General features: G+C 72.5%; 18 protein-coding genes, 1 tRNA gene and 1 riboswitch. Of the genes, 9 read left to right on the top strand and 10 right to left on the bottom strand.

Annotated elements, in window-relative coordinates; translation table 11 throughout:
- Positions 1-2 precede the first annotated feature (2 nt).
- On the bottom strand, positions 3-296 hold the full coding sequence (locus tag ACFWN1_RS05665; protein WP_384358537.1) for a helix-turn-helix domain-containing protein: 294 nt from the start codon (positions 294-296) through the stop codon (positions 3-5).
- A 270-nt stretch (positions 297-566) separates the two neighbouring features.
- Here ACFWN1_RS05665 and ACFWN1_RS05660 point away from each other — a divergent pair, with 270 nt between their 5' ends.
- The 3 genes from ACFWN1_RS05660 to ACFWN1_RS05650 all read left to right on the top strand — a co-directional run bounded on the left by ACFWN1_RS05660 (position 567) and on the right by ACFWN1_RS05650 (position 3,127).
- Positions 567-1,004 (top strand): hypothetical protein, encoded by a 438-nt coding sequence (locus tag ACFWN1_RS05660; RefSeq protein ID WP_384358535.1) that lies wholly within the window; start codon positions 567-569, stop codon positions 1,002-1,004.
- Positions 1,005-1,159: 155 nt separating this feature from the next.
- A complete protein-coding gene (locus tag ACFWN1_RS05655) occupies positions 1,160-1,378 on the top strand; it encodes a hypothetical protein (RefSeq protein ID WP_384358533.1) in 219 nt (72 codons plus the stop codon).
- A gap of 105 nt (positions 1,379-1,483) precedes the next feature.
- Positions 1,484-3,127, top strand: a complete 1,644-nt coding sequence (locus ACFWN1_RS05650; RefSeq protein WP_384358531.1) for a tyrosine-type recombinase/integrase — start codon at positions 1,484-1,486, stop codon at positions 3,125-3,127.
- Positions 3,128-3,685: 558 nt separating this feature from the next.
- Here the strand turns inward: ACFWN1_RS05650 and ACFWN1_RS05645 are convergent.
- A complete protein-coding gene (locus ACFWN1_RS05645) occupies positions 3,686-4,255 on the bottom strand; it encodes a hypothetical protein (RefSeq protein WP_384358529.1) in 570 nt (189 codons plus the stop codon).
- 162 nt (positions 4,256-4,417) lie between these two features.
- On the opposite strand from ACFWN1_RS05645, the gene ACFWN1_RS05640 reads away from it, so the two are divergent.
- Positions 4,418-5,704 carry a helix-turn-helix domain-containing protein gene (locus ACFWN1_RS05640; RefSeq protein WP_384358527.1) on the top strand — a complete coding sequence of 429 codons (1,287 nt, stop codon included), beginning with the start codon at positions 4,418-4,420 and terminating at the stop codon, positions 5,702-5,704.
- Here ACFWN1_RS05640 and cutA read toward each other — a convergent pair.
- From cutA to ACFWN1_RS05625, 3 genes are all read right to left on the bottom strand, one after another.
- Positions 5,701-6,021 (bottom strand): divalent-cation tolerance protein CutA, encoded by a 321-nt coding sequence (gene cutA, locus ACFWN1_RS05635; RefSeq protein WP_384358525.1) that lies wholly within the window; start codon positions 6,019-6,021, stop codon positions 5,701-5,703. The genes ACFWN1_RS05640 and cutA overlap by 4 nt on opposite strands.
- Before the next feature lie 250 nt (positions 6,022-6,271).
- The gene (locus ACFWN1_RS05630; protein ID WP_384358523.1) at positions 6,272-6,517 is read right to left on the bottom strand and encodes a hypothetical protein; all 246 of its coding nucleotides are present in this window, start codon (positions 6,515-6,517) and stop codon (positions 6,272-6,274) included.
- A 479-nt stretch (positions 6,518-6,996) separates the two neighbouring features.
- The gene (locus tag ACFWN1_RS05625) at positions 6,997-7,305 is read right to left on the bottom strand and encodes an SCO4225 family membrane protein (RefSeq protein WP_384358521.1); all 309 of its coding nucleotides are present in this window, start codon (positions 7,303-7,305) and stop codon (positions 6,997-6,999) included.
- Positions 7,306-7,561: 256 nt separating this feature from the next.
- Here ACFWN1_RS05625 and ACFWN1_RS05620 point away from each other — a divergent pair, with 256 nt between their 5' ends.
- The 4 genes from ACFWN1_RS05620 (at position 7,562) to ACFWN1_RS05605 (ending at position 11,338) form a co-directional block, all read left to right on the top strand.
- Positions 7,562-8,695: a dihydrofolate reductase family protein gene (locus tag ACFWN1_RS05620; protein WP_384358519.1), complete on the top strand. Its 1,134-nt coding sequence runs from the start codon at positions 7,562-7,564 to the stop codon at positions 8,693-8,695.
- A 65-nt stretch (positions 8,696-8,760) separates the two neighbouring features.
- Positions 8,761-8,834 (top strand) — tRNA-Met (locus tag ACFWN1_RS05615).
- A gap of 271 nt (positions 8,835-9,105) precedes the next feature.
- Positions 9,106-9,274: riboswitch (cyclic di-AMP (ydaO/yuaA leader) on the top strand.
- A 9-nt stretch (positions 9,275-9,283) separates the two neighbouring features.
- Positions 9,284-10,348: a M23 family metallopeptidase gene (locus ACFWN1_RS05610; RefSeq protein WP_384358517.1), complete on the top strand. Its 1,065-nt coding sequence runs from the start codon at positions 9,284-9,286 to the stop codon at positions 10,346-10,348.
- A 42-nt stretch (positions 10,349-10,390) separates the two neighbouring features.
- A complete protein-coding gene (locus ACFWN1_RS05605; RefSeq protein ID WP_384358515.1) occupies positions 10,391-11,338 on the top strand; it encodes an aldo/keto reductase in 948 nt (315 codons plus the stop codon).
- A gap of 100 nt (positions 11,339-11,438) precedes the next feature.
- On the opposite strand, the gene ACFWN1_RS05600 is transcribed toward ACFWN1_RS05605, so the two are convergent.
- The 4 genes from ACFWN1_RS05600 to ACFWN1_RS05585 form a co-directional block, all read right to left on the bottom strand.
- Positions 11,439-12,716, bottom strand: a complete 1,278-nt coding sequence (locus ACFWN1_RS05600; protein ID WP_384358513.1) for a PrsW family intramembrane metalloprotease — start codon at positions 12,714-12,716, stop codon at positions 11,439-11,441.
- Positions 12,717-12,777: 61 nt separating this feature from the next.
- Positions 12,778-13,626, bottom strand: a complete 849-nt coding sequence (trmB, locus tag ACFWN1_RS05595; RefSeq protein ID WP_384358511.1) for a tRNA (guanosine(46)-N7)-methyltransferase TrmB — start codon at positions 13,624-13,626, stop codon at positions 12,778-12,780.
- Between the two features lie 74 nt (positions 13,627-13,700).
- Positions 13,701-14,909: an L-2-hydroxyglutarate oxidase gene (gene lhgO / locus ACFWN1_RS05590; RefSeq protein WP_384358509.1), complete on the bottom strand. Its 1,209-nt coding sequence runs from the start codon at positions 14,907-14,909 to the stop codon at positions 13,701-13,703.
- A gap of 79 nt (positions 14,910-14,988) precedes the next feature.
- Positions 14,989-16,413, bottom strand: coding sequence for an MFS transporter (locus tag ACFWN1_RS05585; RefSeq protein WP_384358507.1), 1,425 nt, complete (start codon positions 16,411-16,413; stop codon positions 14,989-14,991).
- 756 nt (positions 16,414-17,169) lie between these two features.
- Between ACFWN1_RS05585 and ACFWN1_RS05580 the strand changes: the two genes are divergently transcribed.
- Positions 17,170-19,263 carry an asparagine synthase-related protein gene (locus ACFWN1_RS05580; RefSeq protein WP_384358505.1) on the top strand — a complete coding sequence of 698 codons (2,094 nt, stop codon included), beginning with the start codon at positions 17,170-17,172 and terminating at the stop codon, positions 19,261-19,263.
- Here the strand turns inward: ACFWN1_RS05580 and ACFWN1_RS05575 are convergent.
- On the bottom strand, positions 19,250-20,074 hold an 825-nt coding region (locus tag ACFWN1_RS05575), incomplete at its 5' end, for an NPCBM/NEW2 domain-containing protein (RefSeq protein ID WP_384358503.1). The genes ACFWN1_RS05580 and ACFWN1_RS05575 overlap by 14 nt on opposite strands.

Below are 20,074 nucleotides of genomic sequence, written 5' to 3'. Positions count from 1 at the left end.
CGTCATGCGGTGGCCTGCGACGGGATGAAGGCCCGGCCGGCGCGCTCCAGGGGGATGAACAAGACGAGGAGGTCGACGCCGATTGCGGCACAGATGGCCTTGGCCTTGTCCTCCGGGACGGCGCGCTGGGTGCCGGCCATGAGCGCGCCGACCGTTCCGTGCGCGATTCCGGCTGCGTCGGCGAGGGCCCTGCTGGTGATGGACTCACCGGTGCCCGTGCGCTCCATCAGCATCTTTAGTCGGTCGCTGCTGGCGACGGCCCACATGGTGGGCGGGGTGCTGCTCTCGTGGCTCACGTTCACCTCATGGAATAGATCATTCATCTCGCTGAACGAGGTGAGTGCAGCATTCCATGGGTTGAACAGAATGTCTAGCTTGTTGAATGAGACGGGGGCGCGCGCCTGTAACCGGCCAATGACGCAACGCCACCTGGCGCGCTCACCCAACCTGCTGAACAATCCGTTCAGCGCGATGAATGAACAGAGGGACTGACCAGCCCGTAAGCCTCAGCGATGGGGGAAACCCTTGAACAGGCTTTGAATGACTGAAACCACAGGAGTGGCAGGATGATTGCCATGGCGGCCAAGGATGGAACGCGGAGTGAGACAGTGAGCAGCCCTGAACGTCGAACCCAACTCGGCGACCTGATCCGGGCGCGCCGCGCCGAGTTGGGGGAGAGCTTGGATACCTTCGCCGCGAAGGCGGTAGACCAGGACAGTGGAACGCGGGTCACGCGCGGCTACATCTACCGCCTGGAGAAGGGAGAGCGGGTCACGCCCCCCGTTTATGAGGAACTGAAGGCTCTTGCCGCCGCAACCTGGCTCCCGCTGGAGCGACTCCAAGATGCGGCCGGCAGTCAGTTCCATGGCGTCGATCCCCTACGGAGCGGATCGGGTGAAGCCACCGCATACGTAAGGAAGTTGGACCAGCTTCCCGCCGAACAGCGCGATCGGCTGCTGCGATTGATCGACACGCTTGTGCCGCCGGAGAGCGGGGATGTCTAATCCAGCCACCCCCCAGCGTTTCACTCTGAGTGATGATTGAAAGCAGGCCGTAGAGATTTGTGACGCACGGTGCGATCATGGCCGAGGTTCGGCGGTGCAGGTTCGCTGGTCCGCGCTTTAATTCGAACGCTTGAGCGGAAGATGAGGGAGGGCAGATGGCGCCACGCGTCTGGTTCTTCGCCAGCGACGACCTGCCTGAAGGGGAGGGGATCACGCCAATCAGCACTCCCGAGGGCCTGGCCCTCGGAGTGCGCCCGGAGGCGAAGGTGGACGAGATCCTCAGCGACCTCAACCGCGTGCTCAACTGGGCGGTTCAGACAGGAGTGCTTCATGTAGGCCAGATTCATAAGCCGCCCGAACAGCGGCCAGAGTAGCCACATCGCTGCTGCGGACACGGTGGCCCTGGGCGTCCTCTCCCGCCCGCTGGCCCGCCGATCCGCCGCGCCATTTGCTCACGTTGCACAACAGGAGGGGCACCCATGCCCGCATCACGCCGCGCCGGAAGCGTCTTCAAGCGCTGCGAGTGCCGCGCTCCGGATGGCAAGCTGCTGGGCCAGAAGTGCCCCAAGCTGACACGCAAGAACCACGGTGCCCCCGCAGTCCGCCAGGAGCTGCCACCCAGCGAGACCGGGACGCGGCGAACCTTCCGTCGAACCGGCTACAAGCTGGTCACCGATGCGCAGGCAGACCTCACCCGACTCCAGTCCATCCTGGACCTCGCCGGTGACGAGACCGAGGCGCAGCGGATCGGCGACTTCCTCGCCGACATCAACGCCCGCCGCGCGGACCTCCCCGAGATCGCTGATGTCTCCCGCAAGTTGGGGGTCGGCGTCCCGCTGGACGGCAGCACTACCGTCGGCGACTGGCTCGACCACGTCATGGCCAACAAGAAGACCCGGCCCACCACGAACAACAGCTATGGGAGCCACATCCGTGTGCACCTCGGTCCGGCGCTTGGGCACCTACGGCTGGACCGGCTGAGCGTCGGCCACTGCCAGGACATGTTCAACGCCATCGATGACCGCAACGACACCGTCCGCGCCGAGAACGCTGCTCGCCGGGAGCAGATGGCGCGTGCCACCTGGCCCCGGCCGGGACGACCGCCGACGAGGGAGCGCGAGCGCCTGGCCGCCGAGCGGGCGAAGCTCGCCGAGTTGCCGCCGTACCGCCGTATCACCGGACCAGCCACCAAGCAGGCGATCCGACGGACGCTACGCATGGCGCTGAACAAGGCGATCGGCGCGCAGCTCATCACCTTCAACGCTGCCTCCCACGTTGAACTGGCTTCGGCTGCCCGACCCAAGGGTCTCCTCTGGACTGACGAGCGAGTCGCACGCTGGCGGGAGACTGGAGTCCGGCCGAGCCCTGTCATGGTGTGGACGCCCGCGCAGCTCGGTGCCTTCCTGGACGCGGCGATGGCGGACCGGCTGTACGCCTTTTTCCACCTGGTCGCCCATCATGGCCTGCGCCGCGGTGAGGGAGTCGGTCAGGGGTGGTCGGACTTCTCGGCGACTCGGAAAGAAATCCGCGTGTCTGCCGAGATCGTGGTCGACGGCTGGACGCCAATCGAGACCGAGCCCAAGACGGACGGCTCGATCGGCGTGGTCAAGGTCGATGCCGGGACCGTCCGCGTCCTCATAGAGCACCAGGAACGCCAGCAGCGCGAGCGGGCTGCGTGGAACGCGAAGGCTGCGGCGGACCGCGAGCAGGGCAAGAAGACGGCGGACTGGGCGGACACCGGGAAGATGTTCGTCCAGGAGGACGGCGCGTGGCTGCACCCGGACACGGTCAGTACTGCGTTCCGCCGCATCGCCGACGGGGCCGGCCTGCCGCCCATCAACCTGCGCGATCTCCGCCACGGTGCTGCCGCGCTGGTGAAGGCTGGCGGCGGCGACCTCCACGATGCCAAGGTGAAGCTGAGGCATTCCACGATCACCCTCACCTCGGACACCTACATGGAGCTGTTCGAGGAGTACGAGGACGAGCTGACCGAGGCGGCCGCAGCGGCCGTGCCCCGAGCACGGCGGGAGCATGGAACGGCCCCTGCTCCGGGTTCTGTGCCAGAGCAGCGGCCGAGTGCAGCGTCGCAGCCAACGAGCGCTGATGGGACCCTCCCAGAGTAGGCGCCCGCACTGACATCCGGCAGTCCGCAGCGTACATTTGGGGTGGCGAGCGAAGGGCTTCTGACCTGCGGGTCAGGGGCCCTTTCTGCTGGCCCGCCGCTGGCCCGAACGCCAGGCAAGAGCGTCATACGTGGTGGGGTTTGGTGGGGTGAACTGCCGTGCCGCGCCTACAAGAACGGCCCACCGACCTGCGCTTCTTGAGGTTTGGTGGGGTGAGGTGAATGCGGCGGGGTTGGGGCTTTCGGTCGAGCCGCAGACTTTTAATCCATTGGTTGTGGGTTCGAGTCCCACAGGGCCTACCGGAAAGCCCCAGTTCAGCAGCCGTTGAACTGGGGCCCTTCCCGTTTCGTCTGGACTTTTCGGTCCGTTTGCCGGCCCGCGCCCGGCCCTGACCGGTCGGGGGTCAGTGGCTGCGTCGCCTCGGGCAGGTCTGCTGCGGGGCGGGCCGGCACCGGCGGGCGTGCACATCCATCGTTGCCCCCACCCCCGTACCGCCGAAGTGCTCCACCTTCTCTGACAGCTCGTCCCGCTCGATGGGCTTGTTGCAGCGTGCGCAGATCACGTAGTGCCTCCGTCTCGGGATGTGACGCGGGTGATGACGTTGAAGACCTGCTCCCGGGAGCAGAGGTCGTAGCGGTACCGCGGTGAGGTCACCCAGTAGGGGGTGGGCAGCTCGGCCTCGGTGGGCGGTGTGGTGCAGGAGGGCGGTGGCATGGTGAGGTAGCTGCCCGTCCCGAGGTGTGGGGTGTCCGTGAGGTAGCTGGGCCAGTAGACGTGGGCCCGGCTGGGCACGAGCGCCCAGTAGGTTCGCTGCTCGGCGTACATACCCGTGATGAGGGGGCCTCGCAGGATGTCGCGGGCGAGGGCGGCGACCGCCTCGGGGGAGCCGTCTCCTGCGGCGGTGTGCATGATGCGGCCGGGAACGCGCACGGCGGCGAAGCGCCCGCCCAGCGGCATGAGTTCGTCGTGCCCCTCGTCCCAGTGTCGAAGCACCCGCTCGGGCTGGGGGTGTGCGCCTGCCAGCCAGGCGGTCACGGTGTCGGGCGGCTCGGGCTCCTCTCGCCGCCGGGCCGGCCCGAGGAGGGGAGGCAGTAGTGGTGTGGTGGGTGCGGCGGTACGGTGCGCCATGTCGACTCCCTAGAGGTCGGCCGAACCCCAGGGCCGGTAGCGCGGTGGCTGGGGACTGATACTCACCATGCGGGCTTCCGGGGCAGTGACCATCCCGTCGATGGGTATCCCCACCATGGGTAGGCCGGCCGGCGAGCCAGGCCGCCACGCTCGGGAGGAAATATGACGGTGATCGAGCCGCCTACGGCCCTGCCCGCCGGCGTTCTTGACCTGCCCGAGCTGCGCGAGGCGCTGCGGACGCACGACTTCGGCACAGTCTTTCGGCTCGCCCGCTCGGAGGCCGGTATCAGTTACTCGAAGCTGGCGGCCGAGTGCGGTATCAAGCCGGAACGGGTCGGTGCACTCGCCCGTGGGCGAGGCCGCGTGGAGACCTACGAGAAGATCGCGGCCATAGCCGACGCGATGAGAGTCCCCGGATGCATGGTCGGCCTCGCACCCCGGCCGTGGGAGACCGCAGCTGAACATTCCGTAGGGCGACGGGCGATTCTCCAGACCGCCGGGGCGGCCGGCCTGGCCGCGACCTTGCCCGTGGGGCTCTCGTCGTCCTCGGCGCCGGGCCGGATCGGGGAAGCCGCCGTCAAGCGGCTGCGGGAGCGCGTCGCCCGCCTGCGCCGCCTGGACGACCTGCTCGGCGGCGGTGACACCTACCGTGTCTACGTTGCCGAATACCAGGACACCAAGCGAGCCCTGCGCACTGGCTCCTACAGCGAAAGCGTAGGCCGCGAACTGCTTGCCCTGTGCGCCGAGCAGGCGCAGCAGGCAGGTTGGGCCGGCTTCGACGGTGGCCGGGAGCAGGACGCAAGCACCCTGTACCGGGAGAGCCGGTCAGCGGCTGAGCAGGCCGGTGCGGTTGACCTCGCGGGGAACGCACTTGCGTTCATGGACTACCAGGCAGTGGCCGCCAACCCACGCGTGGCTGCCGCCACTGCGGGCCGCGCCTGCGAGGCCGTCACCGCTCGTACTCCGGCGACTGTCCGGGCCCTGCTGTGGGAGCGGTACGCCTACGCGGCTGCCGTCGCCGGGGACTCAGATGCCACAGATCGGGCTCTCACCGCCGCCCGAGAGGCGCTCGGCAGCGCCGAGGCTGGGGAGCCGCAACCCGACTGGGCGGCGTGGGTGGATCACACTGAGCTGGACATCATGGCGGGCCGGTGCTGGACGGAGCTGCGACGGCCCCTGCGTGCGGTCCCGCTGCTGGTGCGTGCCCTCGCTCAGTTCGACGATGCACACGCGCGGGACAAGGCGTTGTATTCGACGTGGCTTGCCGAGGCATACGCCCACGCAGGTGAGGTCGAAGAGGCAGCCCGGATCACCGCGCGCGCCATCGAGCTAGCTGACGGCGTCGCGTCGGCACGGCCCCGCCACCGCATTGCACATGTCGTGTCCGCACTTGCAGCGGAGTATGCGACGGTGCCGGCGGTGGCCGAGTTGATGGCGCAGAAGGTCTAGTCAGCGGTGCTGCGGTCGACCCAGTCCAGATAGGTGGCCGCGCCCGTGACGATCGGTGTGGCTCGGACCTCGGGGTTCGTCCATGGATGCTGCTCCACCAGCAGCGCTTCCAACTGCGCGTAGCGGGCGGTGCTGGTCGTAAGCAGCAGCTGGTACTCCTCGCCGGTGCCGCACTCCCCGTCATGCCAGAAGACGCTGGCAACAGGTCCGATGATCTGGGCGCCTGCGGCAAGCCGGGCCTGCACGGCGGACTGAGCGAGAGCAACGGCCTGTTCGCGGGTCTCGGTCGCGGTGGAGATGGTCAGGTGATCAGCCATGCGGGGGAGGCTACCGGCTCGGCACTCCGCCCGCATCGGGTCCAGACATGACGAAACGGCCTCACCCTCCGAAGACGGCGGACGAGGCGATGACCGTGGTGCGGGCGGCCAGCGTGGTGCGGATCGTGTCGCCGAGTGCCGCGGCCGGGCCCTGTCCCTCGGTGGTCGATGTCAGGCGGTACTCGGGTGTCTCCGCCGCGGGGTCCCGCGGAATGACGGCCTGGAGGCCCGCGTGGTGCAGCAGGGTGTATCAGTGCCGCCGTACGCTCATCAGGGTCCTGGCCCCGCGCCAGGACCGCTGCCAGTCGTCCGCGCAGCGCCACGAGTCCGACCGGCCCGTGACCGGGTACTTCACCGATCCGAAGGTGCCGAGGACCCGTCGTCCCTGCTCCCGCACCAGTTCCTTCTCCAGCAACCCCTGGTACGCCGCGTCGAGCGCCCGCTCGCGTACGGCCGGCAGCCACTCTCGGGCGGCCGCCGAAACCGCCAGGGACACCCGCAGCGGCGATGGGGGAACGCGCTACCGGTGGCCGGGGTTCCCGATGGCGGGCGACGAAGTCCCGGATGCGGATGAGCCGACGTTTTTGCGGGAACCCCCCCAGCCCGGAGAGGTGCTGAGCTGGGGGCGCCGCCGTCGCGGGGTGGGGCTACTTCAGGTACACGATGCCGTCGGTAGTGATGGCGGGACGCCCTGCGACGGCCTTGCCGTCCTGCCCGGAGTCCCCGCCCACCCCCTGTACGACCAACGTCCCGCACACGGCCGCCGCGACGACTACCGTGCCCGTCCCCCACCAACGCGCTCTCATACCGGTTCGGATGCCTTCCCCTGGATGACTGACCTGCTGAGCCTTCACGACTTCCCCGTCTCCAGGGGGAATTGGTGAAGGAGATGGCCAAAGGGGCACCGTAGCTGATGAGGCCATGCCATCCGGTGGCTTATGCAGTTTTTTCCTCGCTCCATACCCGCCGTGGGTTTCAGCGCCGCAGGGAGCGCACCAGCAGGCCGAGCAGCGCGGCGTTGCAGAGGCCGGCCAGGGCGGTACCGGCGGTGAACAGCAGCGGGCTCGGCAGGCCCTCCAGGGGCCCGGACACCGCGACGACGAGGACGCTGAGCGGCGCCGTGGCCATCAGCGGCCATATCCCGGCGAAACCGGGGTCGGGTGACAGGTACACGGCCCAGAGGAAGAACCCGATCGCCACGGCGACCACGGCGAGATAGCCCCGCGAGAACCAGTTGCCGGTGGCGAGGGTGAAGAGGCGGCGAGGGCGGACGGTGGGCGGCACGAGGTCTCCTTCGGTTCGGTGACCTCCACAGTGGGACAGGCCGCGCGCCCGGGGATGAGTAGCCGTACTCATCCCTCCCTGGGCGGCACGCGCACCGGTACGGAGTAGAAAAGGGGTGCACACCCCGCACAGGCACACCCCGCACAGGCACACCCCGCACAGGCACACCCGCACAGGCACACCCCGCGCAGCCAGAGCCGCACAGCCCAGAGCCCAGAGCCGACCAGAGCCACCAGAGCCAAAAGAGAGCGCCTCCATGCCCTACCCCCATGTCCTGCTGTCCGCCGCCGTCTCGCTCGACGGCTACCTGGACGACACCGGCCCCGAGCGGCTGCTGCTGTCCAGCCCCGCCGACTTCGACCGGGTGGACGAGGTGCGGGCGTCGGCGGACGCGATCCTCGTGGGCGCCGGGACCATCCGCGCCGACAACCCCCGGCTCCTGGTCAACTCGGCCGAGCGGCGGGCGGCGCGGTTGGCCGAAGGGCGGACGGAGTACCCGCTCAAGGTGACCGTCACCGGGACCGGTGAGCTGGACCCGGGGGCCAATTTCTGGCACTCCGGCGGGGCCAGGCTCGTCTACACGACGGACGAGGGGGCGAAGCGGGCCGCGGGCCTCCTCGGGGACACCGCCGACGTGGTCCCGCTCGGCGCCGGCCTCGACTGGCGGGCGCTGCTCGCGCATCTGCACGACGTGCGCGGAGTACGGCGGCTGATGGTCGAGGGCGGCGGCACCGTGCACACCCAGCTCCTGCGACAGGGCCTCGCCGACGAACTCCAGCTGGTCCTCGCCCCGCTCCTCGTCGGCGACCCGGCCGCCCCCCGCCTCTTCGGCCCCGGCGCCTACCAGGGCGGCCGGCTGCGGCTGACGGGCACGCGCCGGATCGAGGACGTCGTCCTGATGACGTACGAGCCCACCGCCCCCGGCACCGGCCCGCTGGACACCGCCGCCGACCGGCGCTGGCTGCGCACCGCCTGTGAGCTGGCCGCGCTCTGCCCGCCCTCGGCCACCGCCTTCAGCGTCGGCGCGGTGGTCGTCGCGGCGGACGGCACCGAGCTGGCGCGCGGACACTCCCGCGAGGGCGGCGACCCGGTGGTGCACGCCGAGGAGGCCGCGCTCGCCAAGCTGGACCCCGCCGACCCGCGCCTGCCCGGCGCCACCGTCTACAGCAGCCTGGAGCCCTGCGCGCACCGTGCCTCCCGCCCCGTTCCGTGCGCCGGGCTGATCCTGGCGGCCGGGGTGCGCCGGGTGGTCACCGCCTGGCGCGAGCCGGACACCTTCGTCACCGCGGCCGACGGCGCCGGAGTGCTCGGCGCCGGGGGCGCGGTGGTGGTGACGGTGCCCGAGTACGCCGCTCTCGCACAGCGGCCGAACGCCCACCTCTCGCGCTGAGGCCCACGTCACGGCCGGGTGTGTGCGCCGGACCCTCCGGATGACGTATGCTTCAGACACAACGACGCGGGGTGGAGCAGCTCGGTAGCTCGCTGGGCTCATAACCCAGAGGTCGCAGGTTCAAATCCTGTCCCCGCTACTGAAACTCGGGGCCGGAATCCAGTACATCGGATTCCGGCTCCGAGTGTTTTCCGGTGCTTTCCCGGGGTGCGTGGTGTTTTTGAGTCACCAGCGAGACCCCCGTGACTCCTGAAGCGCTGTCAACTCGCCCTTTTCGTGCCGTTCCTGGCGGATAAACACCCGGTCGGAATTGCAAACGATCAAGCCGGACGGGCTTGGAATCCAGGGCGCGTGTCTATTAACGTTCGATAACGCAGTGCGGTCGTCACAGCCGTCAGCAGAGACGGCGCCGTGCGCCCACGCCTAATCCCGCAAGGGAACCGGGGACCCACCATCATGGGGTGAATCGCGCCCCGATCCGCCGTGCACCGCCCTCGGAGCACGTCGGGTTTACGCGCGTAGGAGACCTTCCTGCTCCGAACCCGTCAGCTAACCCGGTAGGCGGAGGAGGGAAAGGAGTGCGCCCGCGTGGCGTCCAACCGGCCTGCCCCACAAGCCCCGTTCGCGCCGGTCGCGAGTGAGCCCTTCGCCTATGGCGCCCCCCGTGCCCCGGAAGGCGCGTGGGAGGAGTGGAACCCCACCGAGGAGTCCGTGTCTCTCGGTTCCCCCGTTTCCCTCGGTGCCGCCGTACGCGGCCGCCACCGGGTGACCAAACAGCGCGGCGGCGGACTCGCCCGCAGCTCCACCGTCCTCGGCGTCGGCGTCATCGCAGCCGTCGGCGCGGGCGGCATGGCGAGCGCCAACACCGGCAAGCCGCCCGTGTCCCTCGCGCTGCCCGACCTGCCCTCCGTGGACTCCCTGATCGACGGGCACCACCACACGGACACGCCCGCCGCCTCCCTCTCCGGGGTCGCCACCGCCACCGCCACGGCCACCGTCGCCAATGACGACTCCGCCGCCGACGCGGGCGAGGCACTGCGCAGCCGGATCATGGCCCAGGCCGAGCGGCAGCAGAGCAAGGCCGACAGCCGGGCCGCCGCCGCAGCCGTCGCCAAGGCCGACCAGCAGGCCGCCGACGCCGCCGCCAAGGCCGCGAAGGAAGCCGCCGTGAAGGCCGCCGAGGCCAAGGAGAAGGCGGAGGCCGACGCCGAGAAGAAGGCCGAGACGGCCCGGCTGGCCGCGCTGGCCAAGCAGTACACGCTGCCGACCTCCTCGTACACGATCACCTCGACCTTCGGGCAGGCCGGCTCGATGTGGTCCTCCGGGTACCACACCGGGCTCGACTTCGCCGCGCCCACCGGCACGCTGATCAAGGCGATCCACAGCGGCACGGTCACCGAGGCCGGCTGGGCGGGGGCGTACGGCTACCGCACGATCCTCACCCTCGACGACGGCACCGAGCTGTGGTTCTGCCACCAGTCCTCGATCAGCGTCAGCGCCGGGCAGAAGGTCGCCACCGGCGAGGTCATCGGCCGCGTCGGCGCCACCGGCAACGTCACCGGACCCCATCTGCACCTGGAGGTCCACCCCGGCGGCCAGCCCACCGGCATCGACCCCGCCGCCTGGCTGCACGGCAAGGGGCTCAATCCCTGAGACGCGGAATGGACGGGGCCCGGGTGATCGTTGACTAGAGGCATGACTGCTTCTCAGCGCAAGCTCGGCTCCTCCTCCCTCGACGTCTTCCCGCTCGCCCTGGGCGGCAACGTCTTCGGCTGGACCGCCGACCGGGACACGTCCTTCGCCGTCCTCGACGCCTACCTCGCCGCGGGCGGCAACTTCATCGACACCGCCGACGCGTACTCGGCCTGGGCCGACGGCAACAAGGGCGGCGAGTCGGAGACGCTCATCGGTGAGTGGGCTCGTGCGCGGGGCGTCCGCGACCGGGTGGTCATCGCCACCAAGGTCAGCCAGCACCCCGAGTACCAGGGCCTGTCCGCCGCCAACATCAAGGCCGCCGCCGACGCCTCCCTGCGCCGCCTGGGCACCGACCACATCGACCTCTACTACACCCACTTCGACCAGCCGGAGGTGCCGGTCGAGGAGATCATCGGCGCGCTGGACGAGCTGGTGCGGGCGGGCAAGGTCCGCCACATCGGCGCCTCCAACATCAGCGCCGAGCGGCTGAAGGAGTCCCTGGACTTCTCCGACCGCGCGGGCCTGGCCCGCTATGTCGCCCTCCAGCCGCACTACAACCTGGTCTCCCGCGACACCTACGAGGGCCCGCTCCAGGACGTCGCCGCCCGCGAGGGCCTCTCGGCCGTCCCGTACTACGCGCTCGCCTCCGGCTTCCTCACCGGCAAGTACCGGCCCGGTACGACGGTGGACAGCGCGCGTGCCGGCTCCGCCGCCAAGCATCTCGAGTCCGAGCGGGGGCGGAAGGTGCTGGCCGTGCTGGACGAGGTCGCCGCCGCCCACGACACCGCCGTCGCCACCGTCGCCCTCGCCTGGCTCGCCGCCCAGCCGACGGTCGCCGCGCCCATCGCCTCGGCCCGCACGGTCGACCAGCTCCCGGCGCTGCTGGACCTGGCCGAGCTGACCCTGACCGCCGCGGAGCTGGAGCGGCTGACGGAGGCGTCTGCCTGAGCCCGGCCGGGGGCGCGTGCGCGATCGACGGTCCGTCGTGGCTGGTCGCGCCCCCGCGCCCCCGGGGTGGACGGGCGCCCCCGGAACCGCACTCGCACCCTCACGTGCGGTACGGGTTGTACCCCGCGTACGGCGGCGCCGGGTGGCCGTAGCGCTGCCAGTACGGGACCGGGGCCGGCGGGGGAGCGGTGGCGCGGGCCGCGTGGTCGAGGGCGGGGCGGGCGGGATGCCTGTTCTGCCACAGCGCGGCCAGCAGCTCCCGTTCCCGGCCGGCGAATTCGGTGCCGACGCGGCCGGCGCGGGCGCGGTGGCGCAGGAGGGCCAGTTCGGTGGCGTCGCTCTCGTAGCGGACCACGGCGCGCGCGGCCGGGCGGCCGCCGAAGAAGCGGCGGGCGTGGTCGCGGGCCAGCCGGCGGGCGCGCAGCGAGCCGAGCGCGAAGGGTTCGGCGGGGCCGAGCCACCCGGCTTGGACGTAGACGGGCAGTTCCTCTCGGGTCACGCGCAGTTCGCGCTGCCGGGACCAGATCAGCAGCCAGGCCAGCAGGCCGAAGGCGGGGGCCATGAAGCCGCCGTAGACGACCAGGAAGCCGAACTGGCCGAGGGCGGCCGAGCCGTTCCACAGGGCGTGCAGGCTCATGGCGAGGAGCAGCCCGCCCACCGGGAAGAGCACGCGCACCAGCGGCCGTCGCCGGACGGGCAGCGCGGCCAGGCCGAAACCGATGCCGGTGAGCACGGTGAACAGCGGGTGCGCGAACGGCGACATCACGGCGCGCACGAAGAAGGTAGCGGCGGTCACCGAGACGAGGCCCGAGGTGCCGATGGACCGGTCGGTGCCGAAGGCGTTGCCCAGGTAGAGGATGTTCTCGGTGAACGCGAAACCGGTCGCGGTCACCCCGGCCGTCACCGCGCCGCCGACCAGCCCGGTGAAGTCCCGTCTGCGGAACACGAACACCAGCAGCACGGCGGCCGCCTTCGCGGACTCCTCCACCACCGGAGCGATCACCGTCGCGCCGAGCGTGTCGGCGTCCGCCGGGTCCGCGGTGGCGGTGGCGATCCAGTGGGTGGCGAAGCTGTTGGCGACGATGGCGATCAGCGCCGCCGCGCACGCACCCCACGCATACGCGAACACCAGGTTCCGCCAGGGCCCCGGCCGCACCCGGTCCAGCCAGCGGAACGCGGCTGTCAGCCAGGGCACCGGCACCACGGCCAGCCCCAGCCCGACGAGGAAGCCCTCCGTACCCGTCTGCCGGCGCACCAGCGCCAGGATCACCAGCCCGGACAGCGCCAGCAGCGCGGCCGGCGCTCCGTGCCGCACCCACTCCCGCCGCCACCAGGGAGGTCGGGGGGAGCCGTGCGGATACGGCGGACTGATGGCCACGGCATCGACCCTAACGGTGACCGGACCGGACGGCCTCGGGCGTTCTCCGGCCCGCAGGCGGTTACGTGCTCTCGTGCGGTACGCGGCGGAACAGCAGGTCGTTCACCACATGGCCCTTGTCCAGCCCCTGGCCCTCGAACCGGGTCAGCGGCCGGAACGCGGGGCGCGGTGCGAAACCGCCGTCCGGGACGGTGTTCTCGAAGTCGGGGTGCGCGGTGAGCACCTCCAGCATCTGCTCGGCGTAAGGCTCCCAGTCCGTCGCGCAGTGCACGATCGCGCCGGGCGCCAGCCGGGTCGCGGCCAGGTTCAGGAACTCGGGCTGGATCAGCCGCCGCTTGTGGTGCCGCTTCTTCGGCCAGGGGTCGGGGAAGTAGACGCGGAGCCCGTCGAGGGAGTCGGGGGTGAGCATCTCGCGCAGCAGGATGATCGCGTCGCCGTTGCCGACCCGGATGTTGGTCAGGCCGCCCTGCTCGGCGAGGTTCAGCAGATTGCCCTGGCCGGGGGTGTGCACGTCGACGGCGAGGATGCCGGTCTCCGGGGCGGCCGCCGCCAGCTGCGCGGTGGCCTCGCCCATGCCGAAGCCGATCTCCAGCACGACCGGGCCCGCGTTGCCGAACAGCTCCGCGAGGTCGATGACCCGCTGCCCGTCGATGTCCAGCCCCCACTGGGCCCACAGCCGGGCCAGCGCGTCGGCCTGGCCGGTGGTGACCCGGCTGCGCCGGGGCTGGAAGCTGCGGATGCGCCGCTCGAAGTGCGATCCGGCGGGGTCGGGCCGCGGGCCGTCCGGGAACCGGGGCTCGCCCTTGCTCCGGGAGGTCCGGGCGGACGGTCCGGGCGCCGAGGGCAGCGCGGTGCGCGGCTCGGCGTCGGCGGGCCGGGCGGCTTCGGGGGTGTTCACGGAGTCAGACACAGTGGGTCCGATTTTAGGCGCTCCACCGGCCCGCCCCCCGCCGCCGAGGGCCGTGCGGTCGGTCACGGCGCCCCTCACAGGGCCCGCAGCGTCTTCAGCGTGCGCCGGGCCACCTCGCGGCCGATGGGCAGGGACGCCGTGGCCGCCGGGGACGGGGCGTTCAGTACGTGCACCGCGCGAGCGCCCTCCCGGATGAGGAAGTCGTCCACCAGCGTCCCGTCCCGCCTCACCGCCTGCGCCCGCACCCCGGCCGGCGCCCGCACCAGGTCCCGCTCCTCCACCCCGGGCACCAGCCGGCGCACCGCGTCCAGGAAGGCGCCCTTGGACACCGACCGGTACAGCTCGCCCGCGCCGTACCGCCAGTGTCTGCGGGCCAGGGACCACGCACCGGGCCAGCTCGCGGTGCCCGCCAGCTCGCGCGGGCGGACCACGCCCCAGCCGTACCCCTCGCGGGCCAGCGCCGGGACCGCGTTGGGGCCTGCGTGCACCCCGCCGTCGAGGCCCTTGGTCAGATGGACGCCGAGGAAGGGGAACGCCGGGTCGGGCACCGGATAGACCAGGCCGCGCACCAGCTCGGGGCGGGCCAGCTCGTAGTACTCGCCCCGGAACGGCACGATCCGCACGCCCGGCTCGTCCCCGGTGAGGCGGGCCAGCTCGTCGCAGTACAGGCCCGCGCAGTTGACCAGGGCGCGGGCGCGGACCACCTGGCCGGCCGAGGTCAGCACCGCCACGCCCCGCTCGGGGCGCCGGTCCACCCGGACGACCCGCGCGCCGTACCGGATCTCGGCGCCGGAGGCGCGGGCCAGCTGCCGGGCGACGGCTGTGAAGTCGCAGACGCCGGTCGTGCCGACGTGGATCGCGGCCAGGCCGCGCACCTCCGGCTCGTACCCGGCGATCTGGGCGCCGCCCAGCTCGCGGACCGGGATGCCGTTCTCCCGGCCGCGCTGCACCAGGGCGTGCAGCCGGGGCAGCTCGGCGCGGTCGGTGGCGACGATCAGCTTGCCGGTGACGGAGTGGTCGATGCCGTACTCCGCGCAGAACTTGATCATCTCCGCCGCGCCGCGCACCGCGTACCGCGCCTTGAGCGAGCCGGGCCGGTAGTAGATGCCGCTGTGCACGACCCCGCTGTTGCGCCCGGTCTGGTGGCGGGCCGGTCCTGGCTCCTTCTCCAGCACGGTGACCCGCGTGCCGGGCGCGGCGCGCGTCAGGGCGTACGCCGTCGACAGCCCGACGATGCCGCCGCCGACCACCAGCACATCGCAGTCGTACGCGTCAGCCCGCATCCGCACCACCTCCCGGCCTCGATAGTGCACTGCGCCACTGACAACGCCTTCAAACCGCGCCACAGCGGGCTTGTGCCGGCTATGCCGGAGCCATCAGCAGCGGGCGGGCCCGCTCGCGCAGCTCCACCACCCGGGGTTCGTCCCCGTAGGGCTCAAGGCGGTGCAGGAGGTCCTTCACGTACTCGGTGGTGCGCGCGGAGGAGATGCGGCCGGCCACCTCGACCGCCCGTACGCCCTGCTCGCAGGCCGCGTCCAGGTTGCCCGACTCCAGTTCGGCGACGGCGGAGACCACGAGGCGCAGCCCGTGCGAGCGGACGAACTCCTCGGTCGGCTGGGACAGCGCCTGCTCGGTGAAGCGGCGGACCTGGCGGGGTGCCTTGAGGTCGCGGTAGCACTCGGCGGCGTCGGCGGCGAAGCGGTCGTAGCCGTAGAAGCCGAGCCAGGAGGGGTCGCTGTCGCCCTCCCGGGACCGCTCCAGCCAGCCCTCGGACGACTTCAGGGCGGCGCCTGCCGCGTGCGCGTCGCCCGCGCGCGCGTGGGCCCTCGCCTCGACCAGCCGGAAGAAGCTCATCGTGCGCGCGGTGGCCAGCCCCCGGTTCCGCTCCAGGGCGGCCTGGGCGAGGTCCACGCCCTCGTCGCCGAAGCCCCGGTAGGTCGCCTGGAGGGACATCGAGGCGAGGACGTAGCCGCCGAGCGGGAGGTCGGCCGCCGCGCGGGCCAGCCGGAGCGCCTGGATGTAGTACCGCTGGGCCGCCTCCTGCTGGCCGGTGTCGAAGGCCATCCACCCCGCCAGCCGGGTCAGTTCGGCGCCCGCGCCGAACAGGGCGCGGCCCACCTCGTCGGAGTAGGAGCCGAGCAGCAGCGGGGCCGCCTCCACCCTGAGGCACTCCGGCACCATCGAGGAACGCCAGTCGCCGCCCCCGTACTTGGAGTCCCAGCGCCGGGCGTCCTCGGCGGCCTCCCGGAGCTTCCGCACATCGCTGTGGCCGACTCTGATCGGTGCGACGGCGCCCTCGGCGGAGTTCGCCTCCCGCTCGACCGAACCGTCGGCGGGGGATATCAGCCACCGGGAAGCGGGCGTCGCGTAGGCGCTCACGGCGAAGGACCCCGCCAGCGACTGCCAGATGCCCCCCGACCCGGCACGGCGTCCGGCCAGGTCGAGCCGGTACAGGTCGGTCGCCGAACGCACCGCCTGCCCCACGTCCCGGGGGAAGGCGAGCCCCACCTCGGGCGCCGGGTCGGCGTCGGCGAGGCCGATCTCGTGCAGCGGCACCGGCCGGCCGAGCTTCTGCCCGATCGCGGCCGCGATCAGATGCGGCGCCGCACCCTGCGGCACCATCCCCTTCGACACCCAGCGCGCGACCGAGGTCTTGTCGTACCGAAGCGTCAGACCCCGCTGCGCGCCCAGGTCGTTGACCCGCCGCGCCAGGCCCGCGTTGCTGATTCCCGCGAGGGCGAGAACGGCGCCGAGTTTCTCGTTCGGCCCGCGTTGCTCCCTGGACATGCGCCACCCCTCGACACAGACGGCTGCCCCGCTGGCATAACCACGCGGCATTCGTAAACACAGCGTAGTTCGCCGCATCCCAAGCGTTAAGGGGCATTGTTCCGGATGGCGCGATTGCGGTCCGTACGGGAGTGCGGCCCTGTACGCACCGTGCACAGAGCGTCGCGGCGTGCCCCCGCGCGTGTGGCCGTGCGCCTGTCCGTGCGCTCTTCTCCGGCCACCGGGGGAGCGGTTCCATGGCTCTGCGTGGGTCGGCCCGCTGTACTTGAGTGCAGCGGGCTGGGGGACGCCGCCGCCTACATCCCCGCGGGCGGCGGACCGGTCCGGGAGGCGACGCCCGCCTCCCGGGCCGAGCGCGCTCACCGGACCGCCGTGCGCTCCGCAGGGCCTGTACGGAGCGTGCTCAAATCCCGCGCCTGGTCGCCAAATTGGCCGAAAACTACCGCCGTTCCGCTTCCTTGATTCCCGTTCCCACCATGGCACTTGAGGGCGCGAAGGGCGTTCTGGGGGAGTGAAGCGGGGCGCATTCGCATCGGCCCCGTCCCGCGTCCGTTTTTCATCCCCCGCAGGCAGGAGGGGAGTTCCCTCCGCCCGCCGTGCCCCGGCCCGCCCCGGCCGCACGCCGGGTCCCACCGCGTTTCCTGCTGATTTCCCTCGATCGAAGGCGGCGCCACCACCCTTCCCCCGCGCGTTCTTCGTGGCAGCATGGGTCCGTTCGTGCGGTGCTCTGGTGGTCCACAGCCTGTGGAGGCGTCGATGCGGTGGTTGGTGGGTTGGAGCAGCACCGCCGCGCGCGCCCTCGGTGCCGACTCCGCGGGCGCCACCGGGTACGACGGCGAGACCCTGCGCCCCGTCGGCTCCCATCTCCTGTGGGGCGACCCCGATCCGCTGTGGGCGGTGGGCGACTGGCGCCCCGACGAGGTCCGCGTGGTCCACGCCGACGCGCAGAACCGCATCGCCGTCCTCGGCATCTGCGGCGCCTCCGACGAGGAGCTGCGGCGCGGCCTGTTCACCGCGCGCGGCGGCGCCCTGCGCCATCTCACCGCCTGGCCGGGCAGCTACACCGCCGTGGTCCAGGCCGGCCGGCGCATCACCGTCTGCGGTGACCTCGCGGGCGCCCGCCCGGTCTTCCACGCCCCCTGGGACGGCGGCACCGCCTACGCCACCGCCGCCCTCCCGCTCGCCGACCTCACCGAGGCCAACCTCGACTTCGGTCACCTCGCCGCCCTCCTCGCCGCCCCCGAGGCACCCGCCGCCCTGCGCGACACCACCCCCTACGAGGGCGTACGCCGCGTCGCGCCGGGTCACGCGCTGGTGCTGCGCGCCGGAGCGCGCGAGATCGCCGGCTACGAGCCGGTCGCCTCCCTCGCCGTCGCCGCACCCCCCGCCGACCCCGACCGCGCGGTGGACGCCGTACGGGACGCCCTGGTGGAAGCCGTACGGGTCCGGCTCGCTGCACCCCGGCACGCACCCGGACTCGACCCCGGACCGGTGCCCGGCATGGGCCCGGCCGAACGCCGGGCGGCGCGCGGCATGCCGGTGCCCGGCATCGGCGCCGACCTCTCCGGCGGCCCCGCCTCCGGCACCCTGGCCCTGCTCGCCGCCGGGCTCCCCGGCCGGCCCGGCACCCTCCTCGGACACGGCACCGGCGCGGGCGAGCGCCTCCTCGCCGTCACCTTCAACGACCTGGCCGTCGGCGGACGCGAGGCCGAACTCGAGCGCGCCGGAGCCCTCGCCGCCAACCCCCGCCTGCATCACATGGTGGTCACCGGCGCCGAGGACACCCTCCCCTACGCCGACCTCGAAGGACCCCTCACCGACGAGCCCGGCCCCTCCCTGGTCACCGCCGCCCGGCACCGCGCCCGGCTCGCGGCGGGCAGCGCCGACCACTTCACCGGCCACGGCGCCCGCCAGGTGCTGGACGCCCACCCGGCCCGCCTGGCCGACCTGCTGCTGGACCGCCGGCGGCGCCATCTGGTCCGCCCGGTCGCCGCCCTCACCCGCGCCGACGGCTCGGTCCTGGTCCCCGCCCGGGTGTACGGCGCCGCCCGGCGGCTGTCCCGCACCCCGTACCGCACCGGTCTGGAAGCGCTGGCCGAGCGGCTGATGCGGCGGCGGTTCGACGAGCCGAAGGGGCCGGTCGGCGCCTCGCTGGCCGCGCTGACCTGGGCGAGACCCGGTCCGGCCGCCCGGTGGCTCACCGGGGAGGCGCTGGCTGAAGTATCGGTTCTGCTCCAGACCGGGGCCGACCGGGCGGCCGGCGGGCCCGGACAGAGACCCGGCGAGTTCCGCGCCCGTACCGTCCTCGCCCGGTACGCGGCCGACCTCCGCGTCCTCGAACAGGCCGCCGAGGTCCGCTCGCAGCGGCTGCACGCCCCCTTCCTCGACAACCAGGTCGTCCGCGCCTGCCGTGACCTCCCCGAGGCCCTGCGCGTCAAACCCGGCGCCCGCGCCGCCGTACTGCGCTCGGTGCTGGAGGGCGCCGGGGTCGCCGACCTGCCCCCCGGCTGGGGCACCCCGTCCCACGCCTCCTCGGCCGCCGCCGCCCGCACGGGTCTGCGCCTGGCCGCCGACACCCTGGTCGACCTCTTCGACACCCCGCTGCTCGCTGACGCCGGCCTGGTCGAGGCCCGCGTCGTCCGCAAGGCCCTCCGGGAAGCCGCCGCCGGCGAACCCCTCCCGCTGGACGGCCTCGCCGAACTCGTCTCCCTCGAACTCTGGCTGAACCGCCTGCTGTCCCGCCGGGGCACCTGCTGGACCGGCACCCCGGCCCGCGCCCGCGCGGTCCCGGCCGGCATCACCCCGCAGCGGGGGGCGCTACGGGCGGGGGCCGGCCCTAACCGCAGCTGAAGCGGGACTCGGCCCAGTCCGCCAGGGCCGCGTCGTCGAGGCTCGTGCCCCGGGGCTCCACCACCAGCCGCACCGTCTTCCGTCCGGCCAGGTCCACATGGACCGGGACCGCCGGGTCGCCGCCCGAGACCGTGCCGGACCGCCAGAGCCGGACGCCGTCCGCGTACACCGCGAAGGCGACCTCGCCGAGGCCCAGCGTCAGGTCGTCCACGCCGGCCACCGCGTCGTACGCGGCGCACTCGCCGTTGAGGTCGACGGTCACCGAGGAGCCGCCGCGCACCGTGACACCGGGGGAGTAGTGCCGCCCGCCGATCGACATGCCGTACCGCTGCCACACCCAGCCGCCGGTGCCGAGCCGCACCTCGGGCCCGGAGCCGTCCCCGGTGAGGTCGTAGCTCAGCTCGCTCAGCTCGTACGCCTTCGGCGGCGGAGGCGTCGGGGTCGGGGTCGGAGTGGGCGTCGGGGTCGGGGTGGGGGTCGGCTCCGGGGTCGGAATGGGCCTTGGGGTCGGGGTCGGAGCGGGCCTGCGGGCCGGGGTGGGCTCCGGCTGCGGGGCCGGCGTCGCCGCCACCGGCACGGCGGGGGCGGGGGCGGGCGGAGCGGGCGGGTTCGGCGCGGGCCGCCGCTGCTCGGCCGGCGGGGGCGCGGGCGGCGGGGTCTGCCGGATCACCGGCGCGGACGGCGACGGCTCGGCGATCTCCTTGGCGGGCCGGCTGTCGTTCACCAGTGCCAGCGCCACGACGGCGGCGGCCACCGCGACCACGCCGGTGGCGATCCCCGCCTTCACCGGCGCGCCCAGCCCCTCCGAGGC

This window comes from Streptomyces sp. NPDC058459, from assembly GCF_042721685.1.
GTDB lineage: Bacteria > Actinomycetota > Actinomycetes > Streptomycetales > Streptomycetaceae > Streptomyces.
Note: the sequence above shows the minus strand (reverse complement) of the source record. Positions and strands in the feature narration are given on the sequence as shown.

Excerpts from the sequence above, each read along its gene's own strand:
- ACFWN1_RS05660 (WP_384358535.1), top strand. The coding sequence starts at position 567 with ATGATTGCCATGGCGGCCAAGGATGGAACGCGGAGTGAGACAGTGAGC.
- ACFWN1_RS05655 (WP_384358533.1), top strand. The coding sequence starts at position 1,160 with ATGGCGCCACGCGTCTGGTTCTTCGCCAGCGACGACCTGCCTGAAGGG.
- ACFWN1_RS05650 (WP_384358531.1), top strand. The coding sequence starts at position 1,484 with ATGCCCGCATCACGCCGCGCCGGAAGCGTCTTCAAGCGCTGCGAGTGC.
- ACFWN1_RS05645 (WP_384358529.1), bottom strand. The coding sequence starts at position 4,255 with ATGGCGCACCGTACCGCCGCACCCACCACACCACTACTGCCTCCCCTC.
- ACFWN1_RS05640 (WP_384358527.1), top strand. The coding sequence starts at position 4,418 with ATGACGGTGATCGAGCCGCCTACGGCCCTGCCCGCCGGCGTTCTTGAC.
- cutA (WP_384358525.1), bottom strand. The coding sequence starts at position 6,021 with ATGGCTGATCACCTGACCATCTCCACCGCGACCGAGACCCGCGAACAG.
- ACFWN1_RS05620 (WP_384358519.1), top strand. The coding sequence starts at position 7,562 with ATGCCCTACCCCCATGTCCTGCTGTCCGCCGCCGTCTCGCTCGACGGC.
- ACFWN1_RS05605 (WP_384358515.1), top strand. The coding sequence starts at position 10,391 with ATGACTGCTTCTCAGCGCAAGCTCGGCTCCTCCTCCCTCGACGTCTTC.
- lhgO (WP_384358509.1), bottom strand. The coding sequence starts at position 14,909 with ATGCGGGCTGACGCGTACGACTGCGATGTGCTGGTGGTCGGCGGCGGC.
- ACFWN1_RS05585 (WP_384358507.1), bottom strand. The coding sequence starts at position 16,413 with ATGTCCAGGGAGCAACGCGGGCCGAACGAGAAACTCGGCGCCGTTCTC.
- ACFWN1_RS05580 (WP_384358505.1), top strand. The coding sequence starts at position 17,170 with ATGCGGTGGTTGGTGGGTTGGAGCAGCACCGCCGCGCGCGCCCTCGGT.